Source organism: Alkaliphilus serpentinus, from assembly GCF_009017255.1.
Taxonomy (GTDB): Bacteria; Bacillota; Clostridia; order Peptostreptococcales; family Natronincolaceae; genus Alkaliphilus_D; species Alkaliphilus_D serpentinus.
In genome coordinates this window covers 44,451-69,575 of the sequence record NZ_WBZB01000004.1, presented here as the reverse complement: position 1 = coordinate 69,575, position 25,125 = coordinate 44,451, and the positions used below count along the sequence as shown (strand labels likewise).

General features: G+C 36.8%; 27 protein-coding genes. 25 read left to right on the top strand and 2 right to left on the bottom strand.

Features of this window, described 5'->3' with window-relative positions; genetic code table 11:
• Positions 1–123: 123 nt before the first annotated feature.
• The 13 genes from priA to F8153_RS15885 all read left to right on the top strand — a co-directional run bounded on the left by priA (position 124) and on the right by F8153_RS15885 (position 13,370).
• Positions 124–2,610 (top strand): primosomal protein N', encoded by a 2,487-nt coding sequence (gene priA / locus F8153_RS00910; protein ID WP_151864467.1) that lies wholly within the window; start codon positions 124–126, stop codon positions 2,608–2,610.
• Positions 2,611–2,625: 15 nt separating this feature from the next.
• Complete coding sequence (gene def, locus F8153_RS00905) at positions 2,626–3,072, top strand: peptide deformylase (RefSeq protein WP_151864466.1); 447 nt, start codon at positions 2,626–2,628, stop codon at positions 3,070–3,072.
• 10 nt (positions 3,073–3,082) lie between these two features.
• Entirely contained in the window at positions 3,083–4,030 is a 948-nt protein-coding gene (fmt, locus tag F8153_RS00900; protein WP_151864465.1) for a methionyl-tRNA formyltransferase, read from the top strand.
• The gene (locus F8153_RS00895) at positions 4,017–4,790 is read left to right on the top strand and encodes a DUF116 domain-containing protein (protein ID WP_151864464.1); all 774 of its coding nucleotides are present in this window, start codon (positions 4,017–4,019) and stop codon (positions 4,788–4,790) included. Before fmt ends, F8153_RS00895 begins: the two co-directional genes overlap by 14 nt.
• Positions 4,791–4,794: 4 nt before the next feature.
• Positions 4,795–5,478, top strand: coding sequence for a zinc metallopeptidase (locus tag F8153_RS00890; protein WP_151864463.1), 684 nt, complete (start codon positions 4,795–4,797; stop codon positions 5,476–5,478).
• A gap of 56 nt (positions 5,479–5,534) precedes the next feature.
• Complete coding sequence (gene rsmB / locus F8153_RS00885; RefSeq protein ID WP_151864462.1) at positions 5,535–6,872, top strand: 16S rRNA (cytosine(967)-C(5))-methyltransferase RsmB; 1,338 nt, start codon at positions 5,535–5,537, stop codon at positions 6,870–6,872.
• A gap of 21 nt (positions 6,873–6,893) precedes the next feature.
• Positions 6,894–7,925 (top strand): 23S rRNA (adenine(2503)-C(2))-methyltransferase RlmN, encoded by a 1,032-nt coding sequence (rlmN, locus tag F8153_RS00880; protein ID WP_151864461.1) that lies wholly within the window; start codon positions 6,894–6,896, stop codon positions 7,923–7,925.
• 90 nt (positions 7,926–8,015) lie between these two features.
• The gene (locus F8153_RS00875; RefSeq protein ID WP_151864460.1) at positions 8,016–8,765 is read left to right on the top strand and encodes a Stp1/IreP family PP2C-type Ser/Thr phosphatase; all 750 of its coding nucleotides are present in this window, start codon (positions 8,016–8,018) and stop codon (positions 8,763–8,765) included.
• Positions 8,766–8,770: 5 nt separating this feature from the next.
• Positions 8,771–10,789 carry a Stk1 family PASTA domain-containing Ser/Thr kinase gene (gene pknB / locus F8153_RS00870; protein ID WP_243136860.1) on the top strand — a complete coding sequence of 673 codons (2,019 nt, stop codon included), beginning with the start codon at positions 8,771–8,773 and terminating at the stop codon, positions 10,787–10,789.
• Between the two features lie 10 nt (positions 10,790–10,799).
• Positions 10,800–11,678: a ribosome small subunit-dependent GTPase A gene (gene rsgA / locus F8153_RS00865; protein WP_151864458.1), complete on the top strand. Its 879-nt coding sequence runs from the start codon at positions 10,800–10,802 to the stop codon at positions 11,676–11,678.
• Positions 11,679–11,793: 115 nt separating this feature from the next.
• Positions 11,794–12,450: a ribulose-phosphate 3-epimerase gene (gene rpe, locus F8153_RS00860; protein WP_151864457.1), complete on the top strand. Its 657-nt coding sequence runs from the start codon at positions 11,794–11,796 to the stop codon at positions 12,448–12,450.
• Between the two features lie 20 nt (positions 12,451–12,470).
• The gene (locus tag F8153_RS00855) at positions 12,471–13,112 is read left to right on the top strand and encodes a thiamine diphosphokinase (RefSeq protein ID WP_151864456.1); all 642 of its coding nucleotides are present in this window, start codon (positions 12,471–12,473) and stop codon (positions 13,110–13,112) included.
• A gap of 96 nt (positions 13,113–13,208) precedes the next feature.
• Positions 13,209–13,370 (top strand): hypothetical protein, encoded by a 162-nt coding sequence (locus tag F8153_RS15885; protein ID WP_192929589.1) that lies wholly within the window; start codon positions 13,209–13,211, stop codon positions 13,368–13,370.
• Between the two features lie 51 nt (positions 13,371–13,421).
• Here F8153_RS15885 and rpmB read toward each other — a convergent pair whose 3' ends face one another.
• Positions 13,422–13,613, bottom strand: coding sequence for a 50S ribosomal protein L28 (gene rpmB, locus F8153_RS00850; protein WP_151864455.1), 192 nt, complete (start codon positions 13,611–13,613; stop codon positions 13,422–13,424).
• 288 nt (positions 13,614–13,901) lie between these two features.
• Here rpmB and F8153_RS00845 point away from each other — a divergent pair, with 288 nt between their 5' ends.
• The 6 genes from F8153_RS00845 to F8153_RS00820 all read left to right on the top strand — a co-directional run bounded on the left by F8153_RS00845 (position 13,902) and on the right by F8153_RS00820 (position 19,797).
• Positions 13,902–14,258, top strand: a complete 357-nt coding sequence (locus tag F8153_RS00845) for an Asp23/Gls24 family envelope stress response protein (protein ID WP_151864454.1) — start codon at positions 13,902–13,904, stop codon at positions 14,256–14,258.
• A gap of 20 nt (positions 14,259–14,278) precedes the next feature.
• Positions 14,279–15,892: a DAK2 domain-containing protein gene (locus F8153_RS00840; RefSeq protein ID WP_192929605.1), complete on the top strand. Its 1,614-nt coding sequence runs from the start codon at positions 14,279–14,281 to the stop codon at positions 15,890–15,892.
• Positions 15,893–15,960: 68 nt separating this feature from the next.
• Entirely contained in the window at positions 15,961–18,024 is a 2,064-nt protein-coding gene (recG, locus tag F8153_RS00835) for an ATP-dependent DNA helicase RecG (RefSeq protein WP_151864452.1), read from the top strand.
• A 266-nt stretch (positions 18,025–18,290) separates the two neighbouring features.
• The gene (rsmD, locus tag F8153_RS00830; RefSeq protein WP_151864451.1) at positions 18,291–18,854 is read left to right on the top strand and encodes a 16S rRNA (guanine(966)-N(2))-methyltransferase RsmD; all 564 of its coding nucleotides are present in this window, start codon (positions 18,291–18,293) and stop codon (positions 18,852–18,854) included.
• Positions 18,851–19,324, top strand: a complete 474-nt coding sequence (gene coaD / locus F8153_RS00825) for a pantetheine-phosphate adenylyltransferase (RefSeq protein ID WP_151864450.1) — start codon at positions 18,851–18,853, stop codon at positions 19,322–19,324. Before rsmD ends, coaD begins: the two co-directional genes overlap by 4 nt.
• 23 nt (positions 19,325–19,347) lie before the next feature.
• Positions 19,348–19,797, top strand: coding sequence for an ATPase (locus F8153_RS00820; RefSeq protein ID WP_151864449.1), 450 nt, complete (start codon positions 19,348–19,350; stop codon positions 19,795–19,797).
• A 3-nt stretch (positions 19,798–19,800) separates the two neighbouring features.
• On the opposite strand, the gene ylbJ is transcribed toward F8153_RS00820, so the two are convergent.
• Positions 19,801–21,033: a sporulation integral membrane protein YlbJ gene (ylbJ, locus tag F8153_RS00815; RefSeq protein ID WP_151864448.1), complete on the bottom strand. Its 1,233-nt coding sequence runs from the start codon at positions 21,031–21,033 to the stop codon at positions 19,801–19,803.
• A gap of 217 nt (positions 21,034–21,250) precedes the next feature.
• Between ylbJ and obgE the strand changes: the two genes are divergently transcribed.
• From obgE to yqeK, 6 genes are all read left to right on the top strand, one after another.
• Positions 21,251–22,534: a GTPase ObgE gene (obgE, locus tag F8153_RS00810; RefSeq protein ID WP_151864447.1), complete on the top strand. Its 1,284-nt coding sequence runs from the start codon at positions 21,251–21,253 to the stop codon at positions 22,532–22,534.
• 23 nt (positions 22,535–22,557) lie between these two features.
• Positions 22,558–22,740, top strand: a complete 183-nt coding sequence (locus F8153_RS00805; protein ID WP_151864446.1) for a hypothetical protein — start codon at positions 22,558–22,560, stop codon at positions 22,738–22,740.
• A gap of 19 nt (positions 22,741–22,759) precedes the next feature.
• Positions 22,760–23,056, top strand: a complete 297-nt coding sequence (locus tag F8153_RS00800; RefSeq protein ID WP_151864445.1) for a YhbY family RNA-binding protein — start codon at positions 22,760–22,762, stop codon at positions 23,054–23,056.
• A gap of 155 nt (positions 23,057–23,211) precedes the next feature.
• Entirely contained in the window at positions 23,212–23,682 is a 471-nt protein-coding gene (locus F8153_RS00795) for a hypothetical protein (RefSeq protein WP_151864444.1), read from the top strand.
• Positions 23,683–23,910: 228 nt separating this feature from the next.
• Positions 23,911–24,528 (top strand): nicotinate-nucleotide adenylyltransferase, encoded by a 618-nt coding sequence (gene nadD, locus F8153_RS00790; protein WP_192929588.1) that lies wholly within the window; start codon positions 23,911–23,913, stop codon positions 24,526–24,528.
• Between the two features lie 12 nt (positions 24,529–24,540).
• Positions 24,541–25,125, top strand: coding sequence for a bis(5'-nucleosyl)-tetraphosphatase (symmetrical) YqeK (gene yqeK, locus F8153_RS00785; protein ID WP_151864442.1), 585 nt, complete (start codon positions 24,541–24,543; stop codon positions 25,123–25,125).

Here is a 25,125-nt window from a genome sequence, read left to right as displayed (position 1 = left end):
GGATTTTTACAAAATAGAAGATGGAGGTTTTTCAATAGCATTCGTATTGAGAATCTTATAGTACAAGTAAAACCTATTACTATAACATAGGTAATTTGATATAATAAGCATGGGGGTGAAATAATGGATTCTAAAAAGCTGGTTGCTCAGGTAATTGTTGACAATAATAGCCATCAAACGGATAAATTATTTGACTATTTAATTCCACCCCATCTAATTAACATCCTAAAAATTGGAATGAGGGTTTTAGTTCCCTTTGGGAAAGGAAATAAAAGACTGGAAGCCTACCTGCTGAATATAGCTGTAATTAAAGAGGAATCTTTAAAGCTAAAGGAGATTATAACACCACTAGATTATCATAGCATCCTGTCGGAAAATCAGATAAAAATGGTTTTTTGGATGAGGAAAAAATATATGTGTAAGTTTATTGAGGCCATCCATTGTATTATTCCCACTGGCATCGTAAATAAGGAGAAGAGAATTTTACATTTAACAAAAGAAAATTGGAGGAACTTTATTCCTCACCAGCAGCATAAACAAATGCAGATAATGATGCTACTGGAGGAGCATGGGGGTTCACTATCTCAAGATCTCATCAATAAAACCCTACCCTTTAAGGACTGTTATCAAGCAATAAAATCCTTAGAGGAGGAAGGTTATTTAGATATTGAATACCAGTTATCCTCAAGGGTTAATATCAAACGAGAGCAATATGTTAAGCTGAAAAAAACCATTGAGGAGATAGACATTGTCCTTAATGAGTTAAATCGAGCCCCTAAACAGGTGGCCATGTTAGAATACTTATTAAAACATCGTGAAGCTAAAACTACTGATATAACAAAGACAATAAACACAACCAATGCCACCATAAGAGCTTTAGAAGCCAAGGGCCTTATTACCATCTTTGAAAAGGAGAGTAAAAGAAACCCTTTTTCTACCGATGAGGTTGAATTATATCCAAAGCTAAAGGCTACAGAAGAACAGGAAAATATCATTAAAGAAATTGTAGGGGATATAATAGATAATAGGTCTAATAACTATTTAATTCATGGAATCACTGGAAGTGGGAAAACTGAAATCTACCTACAGCTGATGGAGGTTGCTAAGGCTGAAGGGAAGGAAGGGATTATTCTGGTACCGGAAATATCCTTAACGCCTCAAACGGTGGAACGCTTTAGAGGACGATTTGGAGAGGGTATTGCAGTATTTCATAGTAACCTCTCTGAAGGTGAGAGATATGACGAGTGGAGGAGAATTTCAGAGGGTAAGGTTGATATGGTTATAGGTGCTCGATCGGCAATATTTGCCCCCTTTAATAATTTGGGTTTAATTATCGTCGATGAAGAGCACGAGCAAACCTATAAATCTGAACAAAACCCTAAATACCATGCTATTGATATAGCTTTTCTAAGGGGAATGACAGAGAAGGCAGTGGTGGTCTTAGGATCTGCTACCCCCTCTATAGAAAACTATTATAAGGCCCAGAAGGGCGAAATCAAATTAAGGACCTTAGAAAAAAGACCTCAGATGGCCAAGTTGCCTGAGGTAGAAGTAATAGATATGAAGGAAGAGCTTGATACTGGTAATACAAGTATATTAAGTAATAGACTTAAGTCATTGATTATGGAAAACCTAGAAAAGAAAAAGCAAACAATATTATTCCTAAATAGAAGAGGTTACTCTACCTTTGTCTCCTGTAGAAGCTGTGGTCATGTGGTAAAGTGTAATCATTGTGATATATCCATGACCTTCCACATGGGGACTAAAAGTTTGAATTGCCACTATTGTGGCTTAAAAATATCTGCCCCCACCAGCTGTCCTAGTTGTAACAGTAATAGGATTAAGTACTTTGGAGCAGGAACACAAAAGCTGGAGAGGGTAATAGAAGGGCAATTTCCAGGGGCTAGAGTAGCAAGACTGGACTTAGATGTTACTGGAAAAAAGGGTGCCCATGAGAGAATCCTTGCAGATTTTAAAAAGGGCAATAAGGATATTTTAATTGGAACCCAGATGATTTCAAAGGGACTAGACTTTCCCAATGTTACCCTAGTGGGGATTATCTCTATAGACTCTACATTAAACCTACCTGATTTCAGAGCATCTGAAAGGAGCTTTCAATTAATTACTCAGGTGGCCGGTAGGGCAGGTAGAAGCCTCCAAGCTGGAAGGGTAGTTTTACAAACCTATGATCCTAATCATTTTAGTATCGTTACTGCATCTAAACATGATTTCAAAGGCTTTTATAATGAGGAGTTGGAAATTCGAAAGGAATTTGCATATCCCCCCTTCAACAACTTAATAGCCCTCAACTTTAGTGGAGGAAGGGATGATGAGTTATTTCAGTATGTTAATAAAATTGCTGATGGTATAAGGTATATTCTTCAGTCTAAGGGATATCAGAGTATGAATGATATGTTATTGGGTCCCAATGCAGCAATTATACCTAAAATCAATAATAAATATAGATACCAAATACTTCTTAAGGATCATGGAGTAGAGCTAGGAACCTTAAAGAGATTAATTAGATATTTTTTTATACAACATCGACAGAAATATCTGCCTAAAGGAATTTTAGCTGGTATTGATATAAATCCCTATAATTTAATGTAAAAAAGGAGGAAGAATATGGCCATTAGAATAATTAGAAAAGATGATGATCCAGTATTAAGAAAGCAATCAAAAACAGTAGATAAAATTGATGATAAAATTATACAATTATTGGAGGACATGGCTGAGACTATGTACCATGCTGAAGGAGTAGGTCTGGCGGCACCCCAAATAGGGATACTGAAGAGAATCATTGTAATCGATATTGGTGATGGGATTATCGAACTAATTAATCCAGAAATCCTTAAAAAGGAAGGTCAACAATGTGAGGAGGAAGGTTGTCTGAGCCTTCCAGGTAGATCGGGTAGGGTTGTTAGACCAAAAAGGGTTGTGGCCAAAGGATTAAATCGCCAGGGTGAAGAAGTAATTATTACTGGTGAGGACCTATTAGCGGTAGCCCTATGCCATGAGATCGATCACCTGAATGGTGTACTATTCACTGATTTAGTTGTTAAGGAAGATTAGAGGTGTTAAAATGCGAATAATATTTATGGGGACTCCTGATTTTGCCGTACCATGTCTAGAAGCCCTTATAGAAGAAGGTCATGAGATCATTGGGGTATTTACCCAACCCGACAAGCCTAAGGGGCGGGGGAATAAACTTACTATGCCGCCGGTAAAGGAGGTTGCCCAAGAAGCAGGACTAATCGTTTATCAACCAGAAAATATGAAGACCGACGAGGTATTTGAGATTGTTAACGATTTAGAACCAGATTTAATTATTGTTGTAGCCTATGGACATATATTACCAAAAAGGATTTTAAATATCCCACCCTTTGGATGTATAAATGTACATGCATCTCTTTTACCAAAATATCGTGGAGCTGCTCCAATTAATTGGGTAATTATCAACGGTGAGGCATCAACTGGTGTGACAACCATGTATATGGAGGAGGGCCTAGATACTGGAGATATGATCCTAAAGGAAAAAATTGCCATTAAGCCTGATGAAACCGCTGGAGAGCTACATGATAGACTTTCGATTATAGGAGCAGAGGTTTTAACTAAAACCATTGACCTGATAGAGGTTGGAGGGGTTGAGAGGGAGCCCCAAAAGGATGAAGAAGCAACCTACGCAAAAATTATGAGTAAAGACTTAGGCAAAATTCATTGGGCCAATGAGGCAATTAAAATTAAAAATTTAATTAGAGGTACCATTCCATGGCCAGGTGCCTTTACTACTTACATAAATCGTACCATGAAGATTTGGCGTGGTAGGGTTGAAAATATTGATGAGGAGTATCTACCAGGGAAGATTATAGAAGTTTCCAAGGAAGGGATCTATGTTGGAACTTCAAAGGGCTTATTAATTATTGAAGAGCTACAATTTAGCGGTGGTAAACGTATGACTGTTAAAGAATATCTTGTTGGTAATACTATAGAAAAAGGCATAGTTTTAGGTGAGGAAAATGAGCTTTCATAACGTGTGTATAAAGGATAAATATCATAAAAATTTTATCGTGGTTATTGCTATTACTGCCCTTGTGATTATAGCTTTAATTGCCCTTGCCATAACCTTGTATTTTCATAGGGATTTAACCTTTGCTAGGCTATTGGCAGGAGTTTCTCTTGGATTATTGGTTTTTATCCTAGTTATATTATTAACTACTATAAGCTCAGCCATCCTAATGTGGTATAATATACCTATACCAACCTATATAAGTCCCTTTGCTAAGCTCAGTCTTATGTTATTATTTCCCATAACCTCCTATATTGGAAAAGCCTTGGGAATAAGAACTGAGGATATAGGCAGAACCTATACCCTAATAAATAATCAGTTGGTGATGGCTAACACCTACGAAATTAGTGGACAGGATATCTTATTGTTAACGCCCCACTGTCTTCAAAAATCCTTTTGTCCCCACAAAATAACCCATAATATAGATAACTGTAAAAGGTGTGGCAAATGCGATGTAGATAAGCTTTTGGAGATGAAGGAAAAGTATGGTGTTTCCATTAATATTGTTACTGGTGGTAGTCTGGCAAGAAAGATCATTAGCAAAACCAAACCACAGGCAATTATTGCAATAGCCTGTGAGAGGGACTTAATTAGTGGTTTAAAGGATGTAAAGGGTATCCCAGTAGTAGCCGTGGTTAATAAAAGGCCCGAAGGCCCTTGCTTTAACACTGAAGCAGATATTGAAGAGGTAGAAAAAGCGATAATACATTTTATAAAGGAGTGAGTTTATGTTTTTTCCAGTGGATGAAACCATGATTGTATTAATACCGGCGATAATTTTTACTTTATATGCTCAAAGTAAGGTAAAAAGTACCTTTAATAATTATTTAAGGGTTCCTACAAGAAAAGGCTATACTGGCTTTGATGTTGCCAGAGGGATATTAGACTCTTATAATCTAAGAGATATCCCAGTAGAGCCTTCTCAAGGCCATATGACAGACCACTATGATCCAAGAAAAAGGGTTGTTAGGCTGTCCCAAGCTGTTTATAATGGTTCTTCCATTGCCTCAGTGAGTGTAGCTGCCCATGAGGTGGGTCATGCTCTTCAACATGCAGGCGGATATGCTCCACTAACCTTGAGGAATGCAATATTTCCTATTGCCAGCTTTGGCTCATCAGCTGCATGGTTCTTTATCATTGGGGGTTTATTTCTAGGATACGATGGATTATTTCAAATAGGCATTCTTTTATTTGGCGCAGCAGTAGCATTTCAGGTTGTTACCCTACCAGTGGAGTTTAATGCCAGTAGTAGAGCCATAAGATTATTGGCAGATGGGGGATTTATTGCTGGTGAAGAGCAGCAATCATCACAAAGAGTTTTAAGGGCTGCTGCACTTACCTATGTTGCAGCTATGGCGGCATCTGTGGCACAGCTATTAAGATTAATATTATTAAGAAATAGAAGAAGATAGCAAAGGCCATAGGAGCCTTTGCTTTTTATGGGGATATATAGCTAGGAGGAAGGAATATGACTGCAAGAGAAGGGGCTCTAAGGGTTCTTTATCAGATTGATGTGAAGGAGGCCTATTCGAATATAGCCTTAAACAGGGAGATCAAGGAAAATCCCTATACCCCAGTGGATAGGGGATTTTTAACGGAGCTGGTATATGGTGTTTTGGAAAATCAAATGAAGCTGGACTATATTATTGGTCAATTTTCGTCTGTAAAGCTGAAAAAAATCCACCCCTATGCCTTGATCCTCATTAGATTGGCCCTGTACCAATTATTATTTTTAGACAAGATCCCTCCCTCCGCAGCAATCAATGAATCTGTGGAGCTTTCAAAAAAATATTGCAAAAAGACCTCAGGCTTTATCAATGGTGTGCTAAGAAATATTTTACGGAAAAAGGGTGAAATCCATATGCCCTCAAGGGCTGATGACTTACCTCTTTATCTGTCCCTAAAATATTCACATCCCCTATGGATGGTGAATACCTTTTTGAAGTTCTTTGATCCTTCCTTTACGGAAAAAATATTAGAGGCTAACAATGGTAAACCGGAGCTTTATGTAAGGGTAAATACCTTAAAAGCAAGTGTAGCTGATGTCCTAAAGAGCCTTGAAGGAAAGGGCTTTACCATTCATAGGAGTGGGTATATTGACGAAGCCTTGGTGATAAAGGGAGAGAAGAATCTTCAACAGTTGGAGGAATTGAAAAAGGGACATATTTATATACAGGATTTTGCATCTATGTTAATAGCAAAAATCCTTGATCCTAAGGAGGGGGATTTTGTTATTGATGTCTGTAGTGCTCCAGGTGGAAAAACCACCCATATTGCTCAACTTATGAAGAATCAGGGAAGGATATTGGCTAGAGATATTCATCCCCATAAATTAAAGCTGGTACAATCCAATGGCAAGAGATTAGGGGTGAATATTATTGAAACCCAAGAGTTTAATGGAATAGAGTTAGATGAAAACCTTTTAGGAAAGGCTGATGGGGTATTGGTGGATGCCCCCTGCTCTGGATTAGGAATTATTAGGCGGAAGCCTGAAATCAAATATCGAAAAACCAATGAGGATATTAAGGCCTTAACCGAGATGCAAGCTAAAATATTATCCAATGCTGCTAAATACTTAAAAATAGGTGGTACCATAGTATATAGCACCTGTACCATAGATCCTAGGGAAAATCACAAGGTGGTAGAGACCTTTTTAAATCATAACAAGAATTATCAGCTAATAGATATCTCAAAGGAATACCATAGCTTTATACCAGGCAATCATCAAGAGGCTATGCTACAGCTATACCCTGGAATGGATGGGACAGATGGTTTCTTTATATCTAAAATCATCAGAAAATCTTAAAATGTCTGAGGAGGATTTAGTTTGATCGATATTTTAAACTTTACCAGTGAAGAGTTATCAGAATATATTCAGCAGTTAGGGGAACCAAAATTCCGTAGCAACCAGGTATTCCAGTGGCTTTATAAGGGAGTAAAGTCCTTTGATGATATGACCAACCTTTCAAAAAAACTTAGAGAAGAATTAAAGTCAAGGGCCTATATCAATAGGGTAAGGGTTGAAAAAAAGCTGGTATCTAAAATAGATGGCACAATTAAATATTTATTTTTACTAGAGGATTATAATATAATAGAAGGTGTAGTAATGAGCTATAAGCATGGGCTCACGGCTTGTATATCCTCACAGGTGGGGTGTAGCATGGGCTGTAGCTTCTGTGCCTCTACAAAGGGAGGTTTAATTCGGCATCTTAAGGCCAGCGAAATGATTGGACAGCTTCTGGCAATGGAAGAGGATTTAGGAGAAAGAATCAGTAATGTAGTTATTATGGGAAGTGGCGAACCCCTACATAATTTTAATGAGGCAATACGTTTTTTACATATTGTAAATGATGAAAAGGGATTAAACATTGGGAATAGACATATAACCCTGTCTACCTGTGGCTTAGCACCAGAAATTAGGAAATTAGCAGATTTACAAATACCCATTAATTTAGCAATTTCCCTTCACGCACCAACGGATGAATTAAGAAAAAACCTCATGCCAATAGCAAAAAGATATCCGATTACTCAATTAATGGATGCTTGCAGATATTATTTAACAAAAAATAATCGACGGATAACCTTTGAATATGCCTTGATTAAGGGCGTAAATGATGAGGTATCCCATGCTCAACAGTTGGCAAAGCTCTTAAGGGGCCTATTGTGTCACATAAATTTAATTCCTATAAACGAAGTAGTTGAGGGTAATCATAAAAAGTCCAATAATGCTACAGTTAAAACTTTTGAAACCACATTGAAAAAGAATGGAATTGAAACCACCATTAGAAGAGAAATGGGATCAGACATCAATGCTGCCTGCGGACAGCTAAGAAATAGCCACCTGAAGAATGAAGAATGAAGAATGAAGAATGAAGAATAAAATGGAAATAACATCATGAGTAAAAAGTAATGAACTAGTTACAACTCATAAAGGTGGGAGGTTGGAAGAATGAAGGTAGGGGCCGTTACAGATGTTGGTAAGGTAAGGGATAATAATGAAGATCATTATTGGGTTTTAGAGGATCCATTAATGCTATTCATTGTGGCAGATGGTATGGGAGGCCATAACAGTGGTGAAGTAGCCAGTGAATTGGCTATTGAAACTATTAAGGAACATTTATTAAAATACATCCTCGATGAAAATGAGGATGAGTCTATAAAGGGTATCATTTTTGAAGCCTTTAATCGTGCCAACACAGAAATTCTTAATAGAAGCAATCAAGATGATGGCTGCGATGGTATGGGAACGACGGCTACCCTTGCTTTATATCATGAAGACAAATTATATATTGGTCATATAGGAGATAGTCGCGGCTATATTATCAAAGAAGGGAAGATAAAACAAATAACCCAAGATCATTCCTTGGTAGCTGAGCTTTTAAGAAAGGGCAGTATTTCTGAGAGGGAAGCTCTAAAGCACCCACAAAAGAATATTATAACCAAAGCTTTAGGAACTGATCAGCAGGTTAAAGCCGATGTTTTTTCAATCGATTTTAGCGTAGGAGATACTCTAATATTGTGTACAGATGGTTTAAGTAATTTTGTAGATCAGTATGAAATTGAGAAATATGCCCTAGAGATGGAGGACTGTCAAAGGGCTTGTCAGGAAATGGTGGACCTTGCCAACTTCAGGGGAGGATATGATAACATAACCATCATAATGATAAAAAATAATCTCTTAAATGGGGAAGGCAGGTGAAGATAATGATCGGAAAAAATCTAGGTAATCGCTATGAAATCGTAGAAAAAATAGGTGGTGGCGGGATGGCCATTGTTTATAAAGCGAAATGTACTTTGTTGAATAGATATGTTGCTGTTAAAATCCTAAGACCAGAATTTGTAGCCGATAAAGACCTTCTTGATAAATTTAGAAGGGAATCTCAGGCAGCTGCAAGCCTATCCCATCCCAATATAGTAAATATCTATGATGTAGGTGAGGATGAAGGTATTTATTATATTGTAATGGAATATGTAGCTGGTAAAACTTTAAAGGAAATCATCAAGGAGAAGGGTCATTTAAGCTTTAATGAGATTATTGATTTCGGTAAGCAAATTGCCTATGCACTAAAGCACGCCCATAACAACCATATAGTCCATAGAGATATCAAGCCCCATAATATTCTGGTAACTGCCGATGGTAGGGCTAAGGTAACGGATTTTGGCATTGCTGTTGCAGCTACTTCATCTACTATTACCAATGCCGGTAGTGTAATAGGATCTGTTCATTATTTCTCACCAGAGCAGGCCAGAGGCGGCTATACCGATGAAAAGTCAGACCTTTATTCCTTAGGAATCGTTTTATATGAAATGGCTACAGGAAAGGTGCCCTTTGAGGGTGAAAGCCCTATTACAGTTGCATTGAAGCAAATACAGGAAAAACCAAAGGAACCATCAAAGATTATCGAAGATCTGCCATCAGGATTAGAGGAAATTATTTTAAAGCTGATGCAGAAGGAACAGTCATCAAGATATCAAACTGCTCAAGATTTAATTGACGATTTAAACCATTTAAAGAATGATCCATCTACGAGGGTATTTGGTAGCCGAATTAGTGAGACGGATTCCCCTACTCAGGTGATACCTGTAATTAGTGAGGATATGTATGGTAAAACTGTTAGGGATAAGGCTGAAAGGGTAACCCATAAATCTAGAAGAAAAGAGCCGCCGGTAAAGGAAAAGAAGCTAAGTAAATGGTTAGTAACGATTGCAATCCTCCTTGCTTTAATGGCAGCTATTGGTGTAACGGCCTTCTTCTATGCAGGTAGCTGGTTGAAAACCGATGATGTAGAGGTACCACCACTGGTGGGTAAGGATATTGATGAGGCTAAAACCATAATAGAGGAATTAGAACTAAATATTCATATTACTGAAAGATTTGACAGTGAGGTTCCTGTTAATCATGTAAGAAGTCAAAGTCCTTCTGCTGGTATGAAGGTGAAAAAGGGACAAACCATTAATGTATCCGTTAGTGCTGGCAGCCGTTTGGTAAAAGTACCTAACTTGATAAACCAAAATGGCTTTGATGCAAAATTGCTATTGAAGGAGGCCAATCTAGAGGAAGGTGAGGTAACTGAAGATTTCAGTGACTTGCCAATAGGTGTGATAATTGATCAAAACCCAAGGGCAGGTTTGGAGATTCCAGAGAATTCTGAGGTAAATTATGTTGTTAGTAAAGGGAAAGAACTGGCTACCATCCTTATGCCCAGTTTAATAGGATCAACCCTTGAAAGCGCTGAAGCAACTTTAAAACCTTTAGGAATATCTATTGGTACTGTCTCAAGAGAAAACAGTGAAGTAGAGGTAGGATTGATTATTGAACAGAGTATACAGCCTCAAACAGAAACCTTAGAAAATAGCGAAGTAGACCTTGTAGTTAGCTTAGGGCCTGAGGCTGGTGAAGAACCCCAACCTCAACCTGGAGATGGTGAAGGTAATGATGAAGATCCACAACCTGGAGATGACGAAGATGGAGAAGATGATACAAATACCGGTGTGCCAATATCCACAAGACCTATCTATTTCAAGTTGGATGGCTATTCTGGAATCGTGGATATCGAAATTTTTCAGTTGACCAACAATGGTAGAGTCAGAATTGAAACCATAACCCGAGACATATCTAAGGATGGAAGAGATGTTAATTTAGAAGTCAGGAGTTCGGGACAACAGACCTTTGAAATATATGTAAATGGGAATCTTTATGACACCATAGAAATAACTTTTTAGGAGGAATTAAATGAGGGAAGGCAGGATCATAAAAGGGATTGGCGGTTTTTATTACATTGATTCAGAAGAAGGGTTATTTGAGTGTAAGGCAAGGGGAATCTTTAGAAAAAACAACTTAACTCCTATGGTAGGCGATTATGTGTTTTTTACGGTTTTAGATGTAGAAGAGAAAAAAGGCGTAATTGAAGAAATTAAACCTAGAAGAAATATGCTCTTTCGTCCACCAGTCGCCAATGTAGATCAAGTAATTGTAGTTTTTGCAGTAACTCAACCAGACCCCAATCTTTCTTTATTAGATCGTTTTTTAATTCTTGCTGAAAAAGAAGACTTGGATATTGTCATTTGCTTTAATAAAATAGATCTTCTTCCTTTGGAGGAATATCAGTGGATGTTAGATATTTATAGTAGAGTGGGCTATAAGGTAATCACAACCAGTAAGGATCATCCCATAAGTCTTGATGATTTAAGACAGGCTTTAGCTGAAAGGGTCTCTGTGGTGGCAGGACCATCGGGTGTAGGGAAATCTTCATTATTAAATCATGTACAGTCCAATATTCATCTGCAAACAGGAGAGGTTAGTAATAAGACAGAGAGAGGAAAACATACTACAAGGCATGTGGAGCTAATCCCCCTAGATCAAAAGGGATGGGTAGTAGATACTCCTGGATTTAGCAATCTACGGATGGATTTCACTGGAGAGTTACAGCTTACCCACTACTTCCCGGAATTTTTAAAGCCCAGTGAGGAATGCAAATTTACCTCTTGCCTCCACGAAAAGGAGCCCCAATGTGGAATAAAAGAGGCTGTTAGTATTGGAGAAATCAGTGAAAGTAGATATGAAAGCTATTTGCAGCTATTGGAAGAGATACGAGGAAATAGGAAGTATTAATCTTACTTGACAATTGAAAATGGAATGTTAATACCAAGCCTATGTACAATATTCAATAAAAAGCACATATGATGTTCTATTTACACCTTGAGTGGAGGGAAAGGATGATAATAAAATGATAAAATTAGCACCATCTATTCTATCGGCAGATTTTTCTAGGCTGCTGGAGGATGTTAAAAAGGTAGAGGAAGCAGGCTGTCATCTACTTCACATTGATGTTATGGATGGACATTTCGTTCCCAATATCACAATTGGACCATTGGTGGTGGAGAGCTTAAAGGGTAAAACCCAACTACCCTTCGATGTTCATCTGATGATTGAAAATCCAGATCAATATATAAAGGATTTTGTGAAGGCTGGAGCGGATATTATAACAGTTCATAGTGAAGCTGTAGTTCATCTTCATCGAACCCTTCAATTCATAAAATCCCATGGGGTAAAGGCTGCCATTTCCCTTAATCCAGCAACGCCTCTTAATGTATTGGAATATGTTTTAGAGGATTTAGACATGGTATTGTTAATGACGGTTAATCCAGGCTTCGGTGGGCAAGGCTTTATCCCTTCAACCCTTCCCAAAATAAAAGCTTTAAAGGAACTTATCACAACAAGAGGCCTGAATATAGATATTCAAGTGGATGGTGGTATTAAGGCTGATAATATTCAGGAGGTTGTGAAGGCAGGGGCAAATATTATAGTTGCTGGTAGTGCAATTTTTAACAGTGGTGATATAAAAACCGCAGTGGATACCTTAAAAAGAAACGCCCTTGACTAATAGAATGATGGAGGAAATCGATGCGGGTATTAATTATTGCTAATGGAGAAATAGGCGATTTAAAGTTTTTAGAAGAATTACTTTCTAATCACAACTATGTTATTTGCGCTGATGGTGCAGCGAAGTATTTGCGTCTATTAAATATAAAGCCTGATATTTTAATGGGGGATTTTGATTCTATAGATGAAAGAGATTTGCAATGGATGAAAAATCACCATGTAGAGATTTATGAATATCCTGCAAGAAAGAATTTTACCGATACAGAGCTGGCTATTGATTATGCCATGGAGCTAAAGCCCCAGCTTATAACCATTGTAGGTGGGGTTGGTTCTAGATGGGATCATAGCATAAGCAATATGCTTCTCCTTTACAAAATTCTAAACAGCGGAATTGAAGGGGTTATTTTAAATGAAACCAATCGAGTTACTATTACTTCAAGTTTTTTAGAGTTGGATAGAATAAATGGCAAAACCCTTTCAATAATCCCAATAACTTCATTGGTAAAGGGTGTTACCCTAAAGGGAATGGAGTATCCCCTTAACAACTACGATATTACCATGGGGGCTTCCATAGGAGTCAGTAATATGATAAAGGGAGAAAAGGGAAGTATTCAATTATCGGAGGGGGTACTATTGGTTTTCCAAAGCAGTGAAGAAGATTAAAGGAATAGGTAAAGGTGCCACATTGATAAAAAATAGTGGCACTTTTTTACTTTCAGCATATGATAAATACAAGAAGCATTAAAAGTAGGTGAACTTATGTATAAAAGAAGACGAAGCTTTTCATTAGGAAATCTTATGGGCTTAATATGCTGTGTTATTGGTATATGTATCATGATTTATGTAATACCCTTTAAAGCATGGATTTTCATGTTTGGATGTGGTTTTATTTTAGTTGGAATCATTATATTTAAGCTATAAAATATAAAAAGCCTACCTTATGGTGGCTTTTATATCATGGTGAAAATTTAATTATAAAGCTCTTTCAACTTTTCCAGCTCTTAAACATCTTGCACATACACTAATTCTTCTTGGTGTACCGTTAACTATAGCTTTTACTCTTCTTAAGTTAGGGCTCCAAGTTCTTTTTGAGTGTCGGTTAGAGTGGCTCACCTGACTTCCAAAAACTTTTCCCTTTCCACATACATCACAAACCTTTGCCATGATAACACCTCCTTCAATCAAGGGCAACTTAAAAACATAATAATATTATCACAATGATGATATTTTTGCAATATTTATATTGATATTATTCCTAATCCTACAAAAAAAATAGAAAAAAAATCAGTGAGGGGTTTCATTGTTGCTTTTTAGTTGAACAATTTGGATATTTCATATACAATATTCATATACAAATAATCTTATACAATTTGATGATGGCAACCCTAAAGTGGTAATAATAAAGAATAACAATGTATAAGGGAATAAATAGAAATCTAAGGAGGGTTATTCATGCCAGGAAAACTTTCAAATGAATTTGGAACAATCATTATAGATGATCAGGTTCTTGCATCTATAGCAGGTATATCAGCCATGGAATGCTATGGTTTGGTGGGTATGGCAGCTAAATCAGCAGCAGGTGGATTAGTAGAACTTATAAAAAGAGAGCAATTAAGCAAGGGTGTTAAGGTACAAACTGAGAATGATACAATTATTATTGACCTCTTTGTTATTGTGGAATTTGGAACACGGATATCTGTTGTTGCAAATAATATAATTGAAAAGGTAAAATACAACATAGAGCACTTGACAGGTATGCATGTTAAAAAGGTTAATATAAATGTTCAAGGCGTTCGAGTAGAAAAGTAGCTAAGGAGGTACTAGGGTTGATAATAGAACATATAGATGAACAACTTTTAAAGAATATGATAATTGAAGGGGCAAATTCTTTAGAAAAGAATAAGCAATTAGTGAATGCCCTGAACGTATTTCCGGTGCCAGACGGTGATACTGGAACCAATATGGCCTTGACAATGCAATCTGCTGTTAGAGAAGTGAAAAACTGCAAATCTAATACTATTGAAGATATTGCCAATGCCCTTGCCAATGGTTCCTTAATGGGGGCCAGGGGTAATTCTGGTGTAATATTATCCCAGCTTTTTAGAGGATTTGCCAAGGGTGTGAAGGGGAAAGCCAAGCTCACCACAAGGGATATAGCTATAGCATTAAAATCAGGCTCAGATACAGCCTATAAGGCCGTTATGAAGCCTGTAGAGGGCACTATCCTTACGGTGGCAAGAGAAAGCGCTGAAAGGGCCATGGAGCTTGCCAGAAAAGAAAAAAATATTGCTTCCTTTATTGAAAAGGTAATAGAGCAGGCTGAAGATACTCTAAGCAGAACCCCAGATATGCTAAAGGTATTAAAAGAAGCTGGAGTTGTTGATTCTGGCGGGAAAGGCTTAGTTTATATATACATAGGAGCATTAGGTGCTTTAACTGGGAATATTTCTGATGTTGAAGATGAAGAAATCCTAAATGCAATTTTAAATTATGAAGATGATCATACAGGGGAGCTGTTATACTCCTACTGTACAGAGTTTATGATTAACGCCACTAATGTAGATACAGAAGAGTTCAGGAGTACCCTAGAGCCATATGGAGATTCTTTATTGGTGGTTGGTAATGAAAATATCGTTAAGGTTCATATTCATACCAATAATCCTGGAAAGGTTCTTGAAGAAGGCCTTAATATGGGTTATTTATCCGATATAAAAATTGATAATATGAAGCTACAGCATCGCCAAGAGGTGGTGGAGGAGATATCCCTTCCAAAGCCCAAAATTAAGAAACCCTACGGTATGATAACCGTTACTATGGGGGAAGGCCTTACAAAAATATTTAAAGACTTTGGTATAGATTATGTTATTGAGGGTGGCCAAACGATGAATCCTAGTACAGAGGATTTTATAAAGGCCCTAGAGGAGATAGATGCTGATACCATCTTTATATATCCCAATAACAGTAATATCATAATGGCAGCAAATCAAGCCAAGCTTATATCCTCTAAAAATGTAATAGTGATTCCTACCAAATCTGTACCACAGGGAGTTTCCGCGATGTTGGTCTTCAACATGGAGCTTTCTCCTGAAGAAAATCAAGAGGAAATGGAAGAAGCCATTAAGAATGTAGCAACCGGTCAAGTTACCTATGCCGTAAGGGATACCAGCTATAATGATGTTGCAATAAAGACGGGAGACATTCTTGGTATAGGGGATAGTGAGATAAAAGCTGTAGGGGCGGACATTAAAAGTGTTTCCTTAGAGCTACTTGATAAAATCGTAACTGAAGATCATGGAATGATTACCCTATTTTATGGTCAGGATTTGAAGGAAGAAGAAGCCCAGCAATTGGCTGAGGAGCTTGAAGAGCTGTATTCCCATTGCGATATTGAAGTGTATTATGGAGGTCAACCACTATATTACTACATTTTCTCTATTGAATAAAATCTAAACGAAACAGCTTAGCTGTTTCGTTTTTAATATATCTATGTGATGTAATTGGGGGTTAAGGAATGGATACATTATATACCAACATTCAGTACCTAAAGGGTGTTGGTCCTAAAACTGCAGAAAATTTAAAAAAATTAAATATACATACTTTAATGGATATGCTTTATCATTTTCCTCGAGATTATGATGATCGGCGAAGGATTAAGAAAATAAACCAGCTGATACCAGGAGAAAAGGTGACAGTTTATGGTCAGGTTGTTGCCTCATCTAGAGTTATTAAAAGCCGTAGAAGAATGACCATTATTCAATTTCCATTGAAGGATGAAACAGGTAGGATTTTTATAACCTTTTTTAATATGGCCTATCTTAAAAATCAGTTTAAGGCTGGTATGTCCCTAATGGTCAATGGTGAAGTTAAAAGAGGTCTCCATGGCTTAGAAATGGTTAATCCGATTTACTCTACCATAGAGGAAACCCAAGAGGAAGGTGTGGATAAAATCATGCCCATCTATCCATCAACTGAAGGTATTAAGCAAAATCAATTGGTGAAGCTACAAAAACATCTGCTACCCTTTGGAATGAATTTAATAGAAGAATTCTTACCAGAGATCATAAGAAGGGAAAATAAGCTTTGTGATTTAGCCTTCGCCCTTAAAGGTATTCATTTTCCAGAAGATGAAAGACAGCTGAAGATCGCTAAATATAGATTGATTTTTGATGAATTCTTTCTACTGCAATTATCCCTTGCCTCCATAAAGAAGAATTTAAGCAAAAATAAGAATGCTACTCCTTTTATGGTGGAGGATGGTCTGAATCAACTTATGACAAAATTGCCCTTTCAATTAACAGAGGCACAGGATAGGACCTTGAGGGAAATATTGGTGGATTTGAAGAAGACAACCCCGATGAATCGTTTGGTTCAGGGTGATGTGGGGTCTGGTAAGACCATTGTAGCCATTATCGCATTATATTTAGCGGTATTAAATAATTGTCAGGGAACCATGATGGCCCCTACTGAGATTTTGGCCCAGCAGCATTATGAGAGCTTAACAGAGCTTTTAGGCCCCCTTGGAGTAAGAATTGCCCTATTGGTGGGTAGCTTAACCAAGGGTAAAAAGGATGCAGTACTTCAAGGTCTTAAGTCGGGAGAAATTGATATTGTTGTAGGTACCCATGCAGTTATCCAAGAGAATGTAGAATTTAAACATCTGGGTTTAGTAATAACCGATGAACAGCACCGTTTTGGTGTTAGGCAACGAGCCACTTTAGCCAATAAGGGGATTAATCCCCACATTCTGGTTATGACTGCTACTCCCATTCCCAGAACCCTTGCATTGATACTATATGGGGATTTAGATATTTCCATTATAGATCAGCTGCCACCAGGTAGGAAGGAAATAAAAACCTATGAAGCTGGAGAAAATAAAGAAGAAAAAGTATATAATTTTGTTAAAAAGCAATTGAAAGAAGGAAGACAAGCCTATATCGTATGCCCATTGGTGGAGGAGTCGGAAAGCATAGAAGCCCAATCGGCGGTTGAAACAGCTGAAGTATTAGCTCATTCAGTTTTTCAGGATTACTCAGTGGCCCTCCTCCATGGTAAGATGAAGCCCCAAGAAAAGGAGGCTATCATGGCAGACTTCAAGGCAGGAAATATTCAAGTTTTGGTTTCGACTACAGTAATAGAGGTTGGAGTGAATGTCCCCAATGCAAATATTATGCTGGTGGTTAATGCTGAACGCTTTGGTTTGGCTCAACTTCATCAGCTGCGGGGACGTGTAGGCAGGGGCATCCACCAATCCTATTGTATATTAATCAATAAGGGTAAAAATCCAATTGCTAGGGAAAGAATGAAAACCATGGTGGAAACCAATGATGGTTTTATTATTTCAGAGAAGGATCTTGCCTTAAGGGGCCCTGGAGAATTTTTTGGAACAAGACAGCATGGCCTACCAGAGCTAAAAATTGCCAATATATTTAAGCATGTTAAGATCTTAAAAACTGCAGAAAAACAAGTTGCTAAGTTATTAAAAGAAGATCCGAAGCTAACCTTAGAGCAATATCCCCAGCTAAAGAAGAAGTTACAACTGCAATTTGAAGGCTTTAGTGTAGATGGAGGAATGTAATGTAACCAAGGCAAATGTTAAATGAGTAATGTTAAATGTTGAATTATTGTAGAAATTTCCATAAGAAATTTCATTTTTAACAAAACTAAATACGACGTGTGTGTGTAATTATTTATGTTTATTATTATAATGAAATTTGTTTGCAAATTTATTCCATCATTTAACATTCAACATTCAACATTAAGCATGTATTTATATTTCCCTATTAACCCATACTATGTTAAAATGATAATAAAGAAAAATTTGTCACAATAAGGAGGGGGAAAATGCGTGTCATTGCCGGAAAAGCTAAAGGCCATAGACTAAAGCCCCCTGAAGGATTGGATGTAAGGCCAACTTCAGATCGAGTAAAGGAATCAATTTTTAATATTATACAATTAGATGTACTGGATGCAATTATTGTCGATTTGTTTTCTGGCACTGGAAATCTTGGAATCGAAGCTTTGTCTAGGGGAGCTTCAAAGGCTTATTTCGTTGATAAAAGTCCTAATAGTATCAAAATCATTAAAGAAAATCTTCTTAAAACAAAGCTCCAAGATCATAGTGAAATCCTAACCAGCGATGCTATAGCTGCCATTAAGAAGCTGATGGATGGCAATATAAAAGTCGATATTGTCTTTATGGATCCACCCTATTGTAAGGATTTAATAGAGCCTGTGCTAATTGAAATAGAACAAAGTAAAATATTAAAACATAACAGCATCATTGTAGTTGAACATGATAAAAAGGATTTCATTCAAGAAGAGATAGGGCAGATTATTTGTTATAGAAGGAAGAACTTTGGTAACACTAGTATATCTTTTTATCATTTAAGGGAGGATACAGAATGAAGATCGGTATATATCCTGGAAGCTTCGATCCAGTAACCAATGGTCATCTAGATATCATTGAAAGGGCTACGAAGCTATGTGATAAGGTAATCGTAGCAGTATCCTGCAATCCAAATAAGAACCCTCTATTTACTTTAGAAGAAAGGGTTCAGCTCATAAAAGAGGTGATAAAACCCTATTCTAATATAGAGGTAGATACCTTTACAGGTCTTCTTGTGGATTATGCAAAGGAGAAAAAAGCATCCATGCTTATAAGAGGCCTTAGGGCGGTATCAGATTTTGAATATGAGTTTCAAATGGCTTTAATGAATCGGAAGCTTAATCCAGAGGTTGAAACCATTTTTTTAATGACCAGTAGCAAAAACTCCTATTTAAGCTCAAGCCTTGTTAAGGAGGTGGCCCGATTAGGAGGATGCATTGAGGGGTTAGTGCCAGAAGTAATCAAAAAAGCAATTACAGATAAGCTATAATCTAGTAAGTAAGGGGGATCTTTATGAATGTATTAAAGCTTTTAGAAGAACTAGAAGATATAGTTGAAAGTGGTAGCTCCATACCCTTTGCCAATAAGGTATTAATTGACCGGAATGATGTATTGGAGATCATTAAGGAAATTAGAATACAGCTTCCTGATGAGATTAAGCAAGCTCAATGGATAAAGGAGGAAAGACAGAGAATACTTATTGAAGCCCAACAGGAAGCCGATGTTATATTAGAAGAAGCAAATAAACACATCCGGGAGATGGTTGATAAAGACGAAATCACTAAGCTTTCTACAAAACAGGCTGAAGAGATTATTGCTCAAGCCCAAACTAACGCAAAGGAAATGCGGATAGGTGCCCGGGAATACGCTGATGAATTACTGGCAACAACCGAAGGTAAGCTAATGGAACTTATCGAAATCATTAAAGAAAATCGAAGCGAGTTAAAGGGGATGAAGGGTTAAACTTCATCTCTTTTTATAGTTTAAAATCATTTTAAAATAATTGAAAAAGGCAATAATAGAGGCTACCAGCAATAAAAATAGGATAATCATAATAAAAATCTCCATAGAAAATAAAAAACTTTGTATAAACCGATCCTTCATCATTAATACAGGATATTGTAAAAATACAGGCTTTGTTACCTGAAGCTTAGAAGAAAAGAAGGGGAATAAAATTACTGTAAAGACCGCTGCCATTATGCCATGAAGAAACTTTGAAAACAAGTAAATCTTAGCCGATATATCGGTGGTGCTAATAAAGCTGATAGCCTGAGCATTAATGGATAAACCACTCCATGCAATAATAAAGGCAGCTACAGTGATTTTGGGAAGTATCCAGCTGCTAAAGGTTTCTGCCACCAGCTTAGATCCTAGGGTTATTTCAAAAATTCCTGTAAGTAAGCCATTGGTAAGGGATGAGGTAATCCCTAAGGGCTTTAAAAAAAATAAGAGGAAGTTAGAGAGAATCCCAATAATCCCAATGGTGGTTAAAACCCTTATAATGACAGAAAAAAGTATAATAAAACCGCCTACAACAAGTAATGTATTTAAGGATTCCCTTACAGCATTGCCAAGAAGTATACCTAAAGGAGGATTCTTACTTCTAGTAGCCTTGAGTTCCTTAAATGCAGCGGAAAAGATGTTTCTTCGAGTAGAGCTGTAAAAATTCAAAGCAGGGCTTTTATAAAATCTAAATAGTAAGCCTACACTGATGGATCCCAGGTAATGACAAAGGGCAATAAATATTCCGATCTCCACTGACTTAAACATACCGATACCAACGGCCCCCAACATAAAAAGGGGACCAGAAGTGCTGCAAAAGGCAGCCAGCCTTTGGGCTTCCTCGGTGCTTAGAACTTTATCTTTACGGAGTCTGCTAACTATTTTTGCTCCAACGGGATAGCCAGAGGTTATACTCATGGCATATGCAAAGGAACCCTCTCCAGGGACATTAAAGAGGGGCCTCATTAAAGGCTCCAATAGAATCCCAATAAACTTAACAACCCCTAAGCCAATTAAAAGCTCAGCGCCAATAAAAAAAGGTAATAGGGCCGGCAACACTATAGTAAACCAGGTCATTAAGCCCTTATAGGCGGCATCAACTGATTCCTTAGGAAGGAGAATTATTGAAATGATTATAAAAATAACCACGATTATCAATGTATAGGTACTAAAGAATTCTTTTGCTTTCTTAACCATATAAAAACCACCTTCTATTTTTTCTAGTAATATATATATATTGAAGGGAATGGGGATTTAGTAAAATTCATGATGTTTTATTGTAAGTTAATTTACTTCTGTAAGGATGGATATAATAAATATAGTTGACAGCATTGATTTAGTTGATATAATAAAGTTATTGAATAAGTAAAATACAAATAAGAGTATAGGTGCTCTATTACATAAGGGTGGTTTAATGTTTATAGATAAAGCAGTAATTCATTTGAAGGCAGGTAAAGGTGGAGACGGAGCAGTAGCCTTTAGAAGAGAAAAGTATGTACCTGCTGGGGGTCCCGCCGGTGGCGATGGTGGTAAAGGTGGAGACGTAGTTTTTGTTGTAGACGAAGGCATGAGAACATTAATGGACTTTAGATATAAAAAGCACTATAAAGCTGAAAGTGGAGAAGATGGCGGTAATAAAAACATGTTTGGTAAGGATGGTGCCAATCTTGAACTCCATGTGCCACCAGGTACAATTATACGAGATGAAAAAACCGGGGCTATAATTGCCGATTTAACCCATAAGGATGATCGTGTGGTTGCTGCAAAGGGTGGTAAAGGCGGCAAGGGGAATACCCATTTTAAAACAGCAACAAGACAAGCTCCTAGGTTTGCCATAGCAGGAGAGGCTGGAGAGATTGTTTCTGTTGTTCTTGAGCTTAAATTGATAGCTGACGTAGGTTTGGTAGGCTTCCCTAATGTAGGTAAATCAACATTGTTATCGGTGGTAACCAGTGCTACACCTAAAATAGCCAACTATCATTTTACCACCATTACCCCAAATTTGGGGGTGGTAAGTACCAAATACGGAGATAGCTTTGTTTTAGCCGATATCCCAGGGCTAATAGAGGGGGCCCATGAAGGAACAGGCTTAGGTCATGAGTTCCTTAGACATGTTGAGAGAACAAAGTTGCTAATCCATGTTCTAGACGCTGCAGGAATAGAAGGTAGAGATCCTTTGGAGGATTTTGATAAAATAAACCAAGAGTTAAAGCTCTATAATGAGAAGCTGGCTACTAAGCCCCAGATTGTAGCCGCTAATAAAACAGATATCCCTAGTTCACAAGAAAATGTAGAACTGATAAAAAAGGCTCTTAAACCCAAGGGAATTAAGGTGTTTACCATATCAGCCGCAACTAGAGAAGGAATAGATGATTTGATGGTCTATGCTGCTGAGAGGCTGAAGGAACTAGAAACAATCCCAGAGGTGATTGAAAACAATGAAGAAGAAAAGATGTATGTCTTTAATCCAGAGGAAGAAAAATTATTCACCATCCGTAGAGAAGATAATAAGTATATAGTTGAGGGTAAGTTTATAACTAGACTAGTAAATTCAACAAATTTTGATGATATGGATTCATTGGCTTATTTCCAAAAAGTACTTAGAAAGAGGGGTATTATTGATGAGCTAAAGGAGATGGGAATTCAAGAAGGAGATTTGGTGAAAATTGACGACATTGAATTTGAGTATTATGATTAAGAGACGGGGGTAAAAAGAAGGTTATGGACTGCATTAATTGTGAAAATTGCAAATTAGACACTAAAACATATTTTTGTTTAGCTAAAAATGACTTTGTAATTAAGCAACAGGAATCAACCATTGAAAAGGTTAGATCCGGCTGGAAAAAAGGTGTTAAAGAGTATGAAATTCATCGAAGAAAGCTTAGAAAAGAAGTAGAGGTATAAAAAGAAAAGGAGCAATTGAATGTTAACTGGAAAGCAGAGGAGTTTTTTAAAGGGTATAGCTAATACTGAAAAGGCCATTACACAGATAGGTAAAGCTGGAATTACAGATAGCTTTATTGAACAATTAGATTTGGCTTTAGAGGCTAGAGAGATTGTAAAGGTAAATATATTAGAAACCAGTCTTTTAGATACAAAGGAAACAGCCAATAAAGTAGCGGATATCCTAGAAGCTGAATTTGTTCAGTCTATAGGGAATAAATTCGTTATTTATAGAAAATCCAAAAATAATCCAAAGATACAATTACCTAAAAGCTAGTAATTCACTAGCTTTTTTTTATGAGATAAAATATTATTAAATTATTGTAGTATTTAAGCAGGATATATGATATAAATATTGAATGTTATGTACAATAAAATTCATATGTAATAATTTATAGTATAGATTATATAATTTCATGTATGGGGGATAATATGAAGAAAATCATAAGGGGTAGCTATAGATATATTGTTATATTTTTTGTAATTATTATCGCAGCTGGCTGCCATAATGATTCTACTTCAGTGAATTCAGATGATATTAAAAATATTCTATTAGAAGAATATGAAGATGGCAGGATAAAGGTTACCTACAATTCGTTACATGGTGAAGATCAAATAAACTTTAAGGTGGCTCCTGGAGAAACCTATAGCTTAGACTATGAACTACGGTCCGATGAAGGCATATTTGATGTAAAAATAGTAGACGAAAGCAATAATCTAATATATCAGTTTCCATTATTCAACGACCTAGTCAATATTCATAGGAAAGAGATTGATCAAAATTCCCATCTTAGAATTATTGGTGGAACAGTTACTATTGAATCGGAATATGAATCCATAATTGTATTGGTAAATGGACACAAAGCAACAGGATACCTGAAATTAAACTTAATAGTTAACTAAAGCCTTCTTTATGAAGGCTTTTTTGTTGTTTATTTCTGATAAAAAGGTGGTTTTCCTCAAGAGGTATAATCGAGTAGGCTATAGAAAAAAATAGGATATACAAAACCCTAAAGTAGATCCACATGGGTCTATTTTCCTTATTGTAAAAGCTGTAAAGCCTATAAAATCATTTGAATATCTGATAAAATATAGTATAATATAGCAGGTAGGATGAGGGGAGGGGTAAAATTGCTTAATAACTACGTAAAAAGAGTAGGGATACTGGGAGGGACCTTTGACCCTCTACATTTAGGACATCTTTATATAGCTGAAGCCACTCTTGAAAAGCTTCAGTTAGACAAGGTCATTTTTATACCTACTGGTATATCACCCCATAAGGTTCAAAGAACACCGGCCCTTCATAGATACGTCATGGCCCATATAGCCACCTGCGAAAATACAAAGTTTCAGGTCTCTCCAATAGAGATTAATAGGGAAGGAGCTTCCTTTACCATAGATACAATAAGACTGCTAAAGGATGAATATCCAAAGGAAACTACCTTCTACTTTATAACAGGCGGAGATGCCTTTATAGAGTTAGATACTTGGAGAAATTATATGGAGTTATTAAAGCTTGTAACCTTTGTTGTGGTCAATAGATCAGAAATCAAAAGGGATCATCTGCTAAAGAGGATTAAGGATTTTAAGAACTCCTTTGATGCTAAGGTTATATTGATCAACCTTCCAACTTTGGAGGTATCCTCAACGGATATTCGACAGAGGGTAAAAGATGGACAAACCATAAGATATTTAGTAACAGAAGGTGTAGAGGCCTATATAAAAAAGTACAGACTGTATAAAGATTAATGAGGTGAATGAATGATTAAAGATAAGATAGTAGAGGTTCTTAACAATATAAAAAACCATATGTCAGAGAAAAGGTACTTACACACTTTAGGGGTTGTTGATGCTGCTGTATATTTGGCAGATAAATATGGTGAGAATATTGAAGAAGCTAAACTAGCTGCTCTACTACATGATTATGCAAAGGATTTTACTGAAGAAGAACTGAAGAACTACATTCATAGAAATGGAATAGATGTAGATGAAATTTTAATTGTAGCCTATCAACTCCTTCATGGAAGGGTTGGGGCCCATATTGCTAAAAACCGGTTTCATATAAACAATCAAGATATTTTAAATGCAATTGACAATCACACTACAGGTAGTAGGAACATGAGTAATCTTGAGAAAATTATCTATTTAGCAGATTTTATTGAGGTTGGTAGAGACTATCCTGGGGTTGATGATCTTAGAATCGTCGCTGAGGAGAGTTTAGATAAAGCAGTATTACAGGCTTTAAACAATACGATTAAATACGTTCTAAGTATTGATAAACTCCTACATCCCAATACAATCTATGCCCGTAATGAACTAATGATGAAGAGAGAAAAGGGTGAATAA

Coding starts and splice junctions, on each gene's coding strand:
- priA (WP_151864467.1), top strand. CDS start 124: ATGGATTCTAAAAAGCTGGTTGCTCAGGTAATTGTTGACAATAATAGC.
- def (WP_151864466.1), top strand. CDS start 2,626: ATGGCCATTAGAATAATTAGAAAAGATGATGATCCAGTATTAAGAAAG.
- fmt (WP_151864465.1), top strand. CDS start 3,083: ATGCGAATAATATTTATGGGGACTCCTGATTTTGCCGTACCATGTCTA.
- F8153_RS00895 (WP_151864464.1), top strand. CDS start 4,017: ATGAGCTTTCATAACGTGTGTATAAAGGATAAATATCATAAAAATTTT.
- F8153_RS00890 (WP_151864463.1), top strand. CDS start 4,795: ATGTTTTTTCCAGTGGATGAAACCATGATTGTATTAATACCGGCGATA.
- rsmB (WP_151864462.1), top strand. CDS start 5,535: ATGACTGCAAGAGAAGGGGCTCTAAGGGTTCTTTATCAGATTGATGTG.
- F8153_RS00875 (WP_151864460.1), top strand. CDS start 8,016: ATGAAGGTAGGGGCCGTTACAGATGTTGGTAAGGTAAGGGATAATAAT.
- pknB (WP_243136860.1), top strand. CDS start 8,771: ATGATCGGAAAAAATCTAGGTAATCGCTATGAAATCGTAGAAAAAATA.
- rsgA (WP_151864458.1), top strand. CDS start 10,800: ATGAGGGAAGGCAGGATCATAAAAGGGATTGGCGGTTTTTATTACATT.
- rpe (WP_151864457.1), top strand. CDS start 11,794: ATGATAAAATTAGCACCATCTATTCTATCGGCAGATTTTTCTAGGCTG.
- F8153_RS00855 (WP_151864456.1), top strand. CDS start 12,471: ATGCGGGTATTAATTATTGCTAATGGAGAAATAGGCGATTTAAAGTTT.
- F8153_RS15885 (WP_192929589.1), top strand. CDS start 13,209: ATGTATAAAAGAAGACGAAGCTTTTCATTAGGAAATCTTATGGGCTTA.
- rpmB (WP_151864455.1), bottom strand. CDS start 13,613: ATGGCAAAGGTTTGTGATGTATGTGGAAAGGGAAAAGTTTTTGGAAGT.
- F8153_RS00845 (WP_151864454.1), top strand. CDS start 13,902: ATGCCAGGAAAACTTTCAAATGAATTTGGAACAATCATTATAGATGAT.
- recG (WP_151864452.1), top strand. CDS start 15,961: ATGGATACATTATATACCAACATTCAGTACCTAAAGGGTGTTGGTCCT.
- rsmD (WP_151864451.1), top strand. CDS start 18,291: ATGCGTGTCATTGCCGGAAAAGCTAAAGGCCATAGACTAAAGCCCCCT.
- coaD (WP_151864450.1), top strand. CDS start 18,851: ATGAAGATCGGTATATATCCTGGAAGCTTCGATCCAGTAACCAATGGT.
- F8153_RS00820 (WP_151864449.1), top strand. CDS start 19,348: ATGAATGTATTAAAGCTTTTAGAAGAACTAGAAGATATAGTTGAAAGT.
- ylbJ (WP_151864448.1), bottom strand. CDS start 21,033: ATGGTTAAGAAAGCAAAAGAATTCTTTAGTACCTATACATTGATAATC.
- obgE (WP_151864447.1), top strand. CDS start 21,251: ATGTTTATAGATAAAGCAGTAATTCATTTGAAGGCAGGTAAAGGTGGA.
- F8153_RS00805 (WP_151864446.1), top strand. CDS start 22,558: ATGGACTGCATTAATTGTGAAAATTGCAAATTAGACACTAAAACATAT.
- F8153_RS00800 (WP_151864445.1), top strand. CDS start 22,760: ATGTTAACTGGAAAGCAGAGGAGTTTTTTAAAGGGTATAGCTAATACT.
- F8153_RS00795 (WP_151864444.1), top strand. CDS start 23,212: ATGAAGAAAATCATAAGGGGTAGCTATAGATATATTGTTATATTTTTT.
- yqeK (WP_151864442.1), top strand. CDS start 24,541: ATGATTAAAGATAAGATAGTAGAGGTTCTTAACAATATAAAAAACCAT.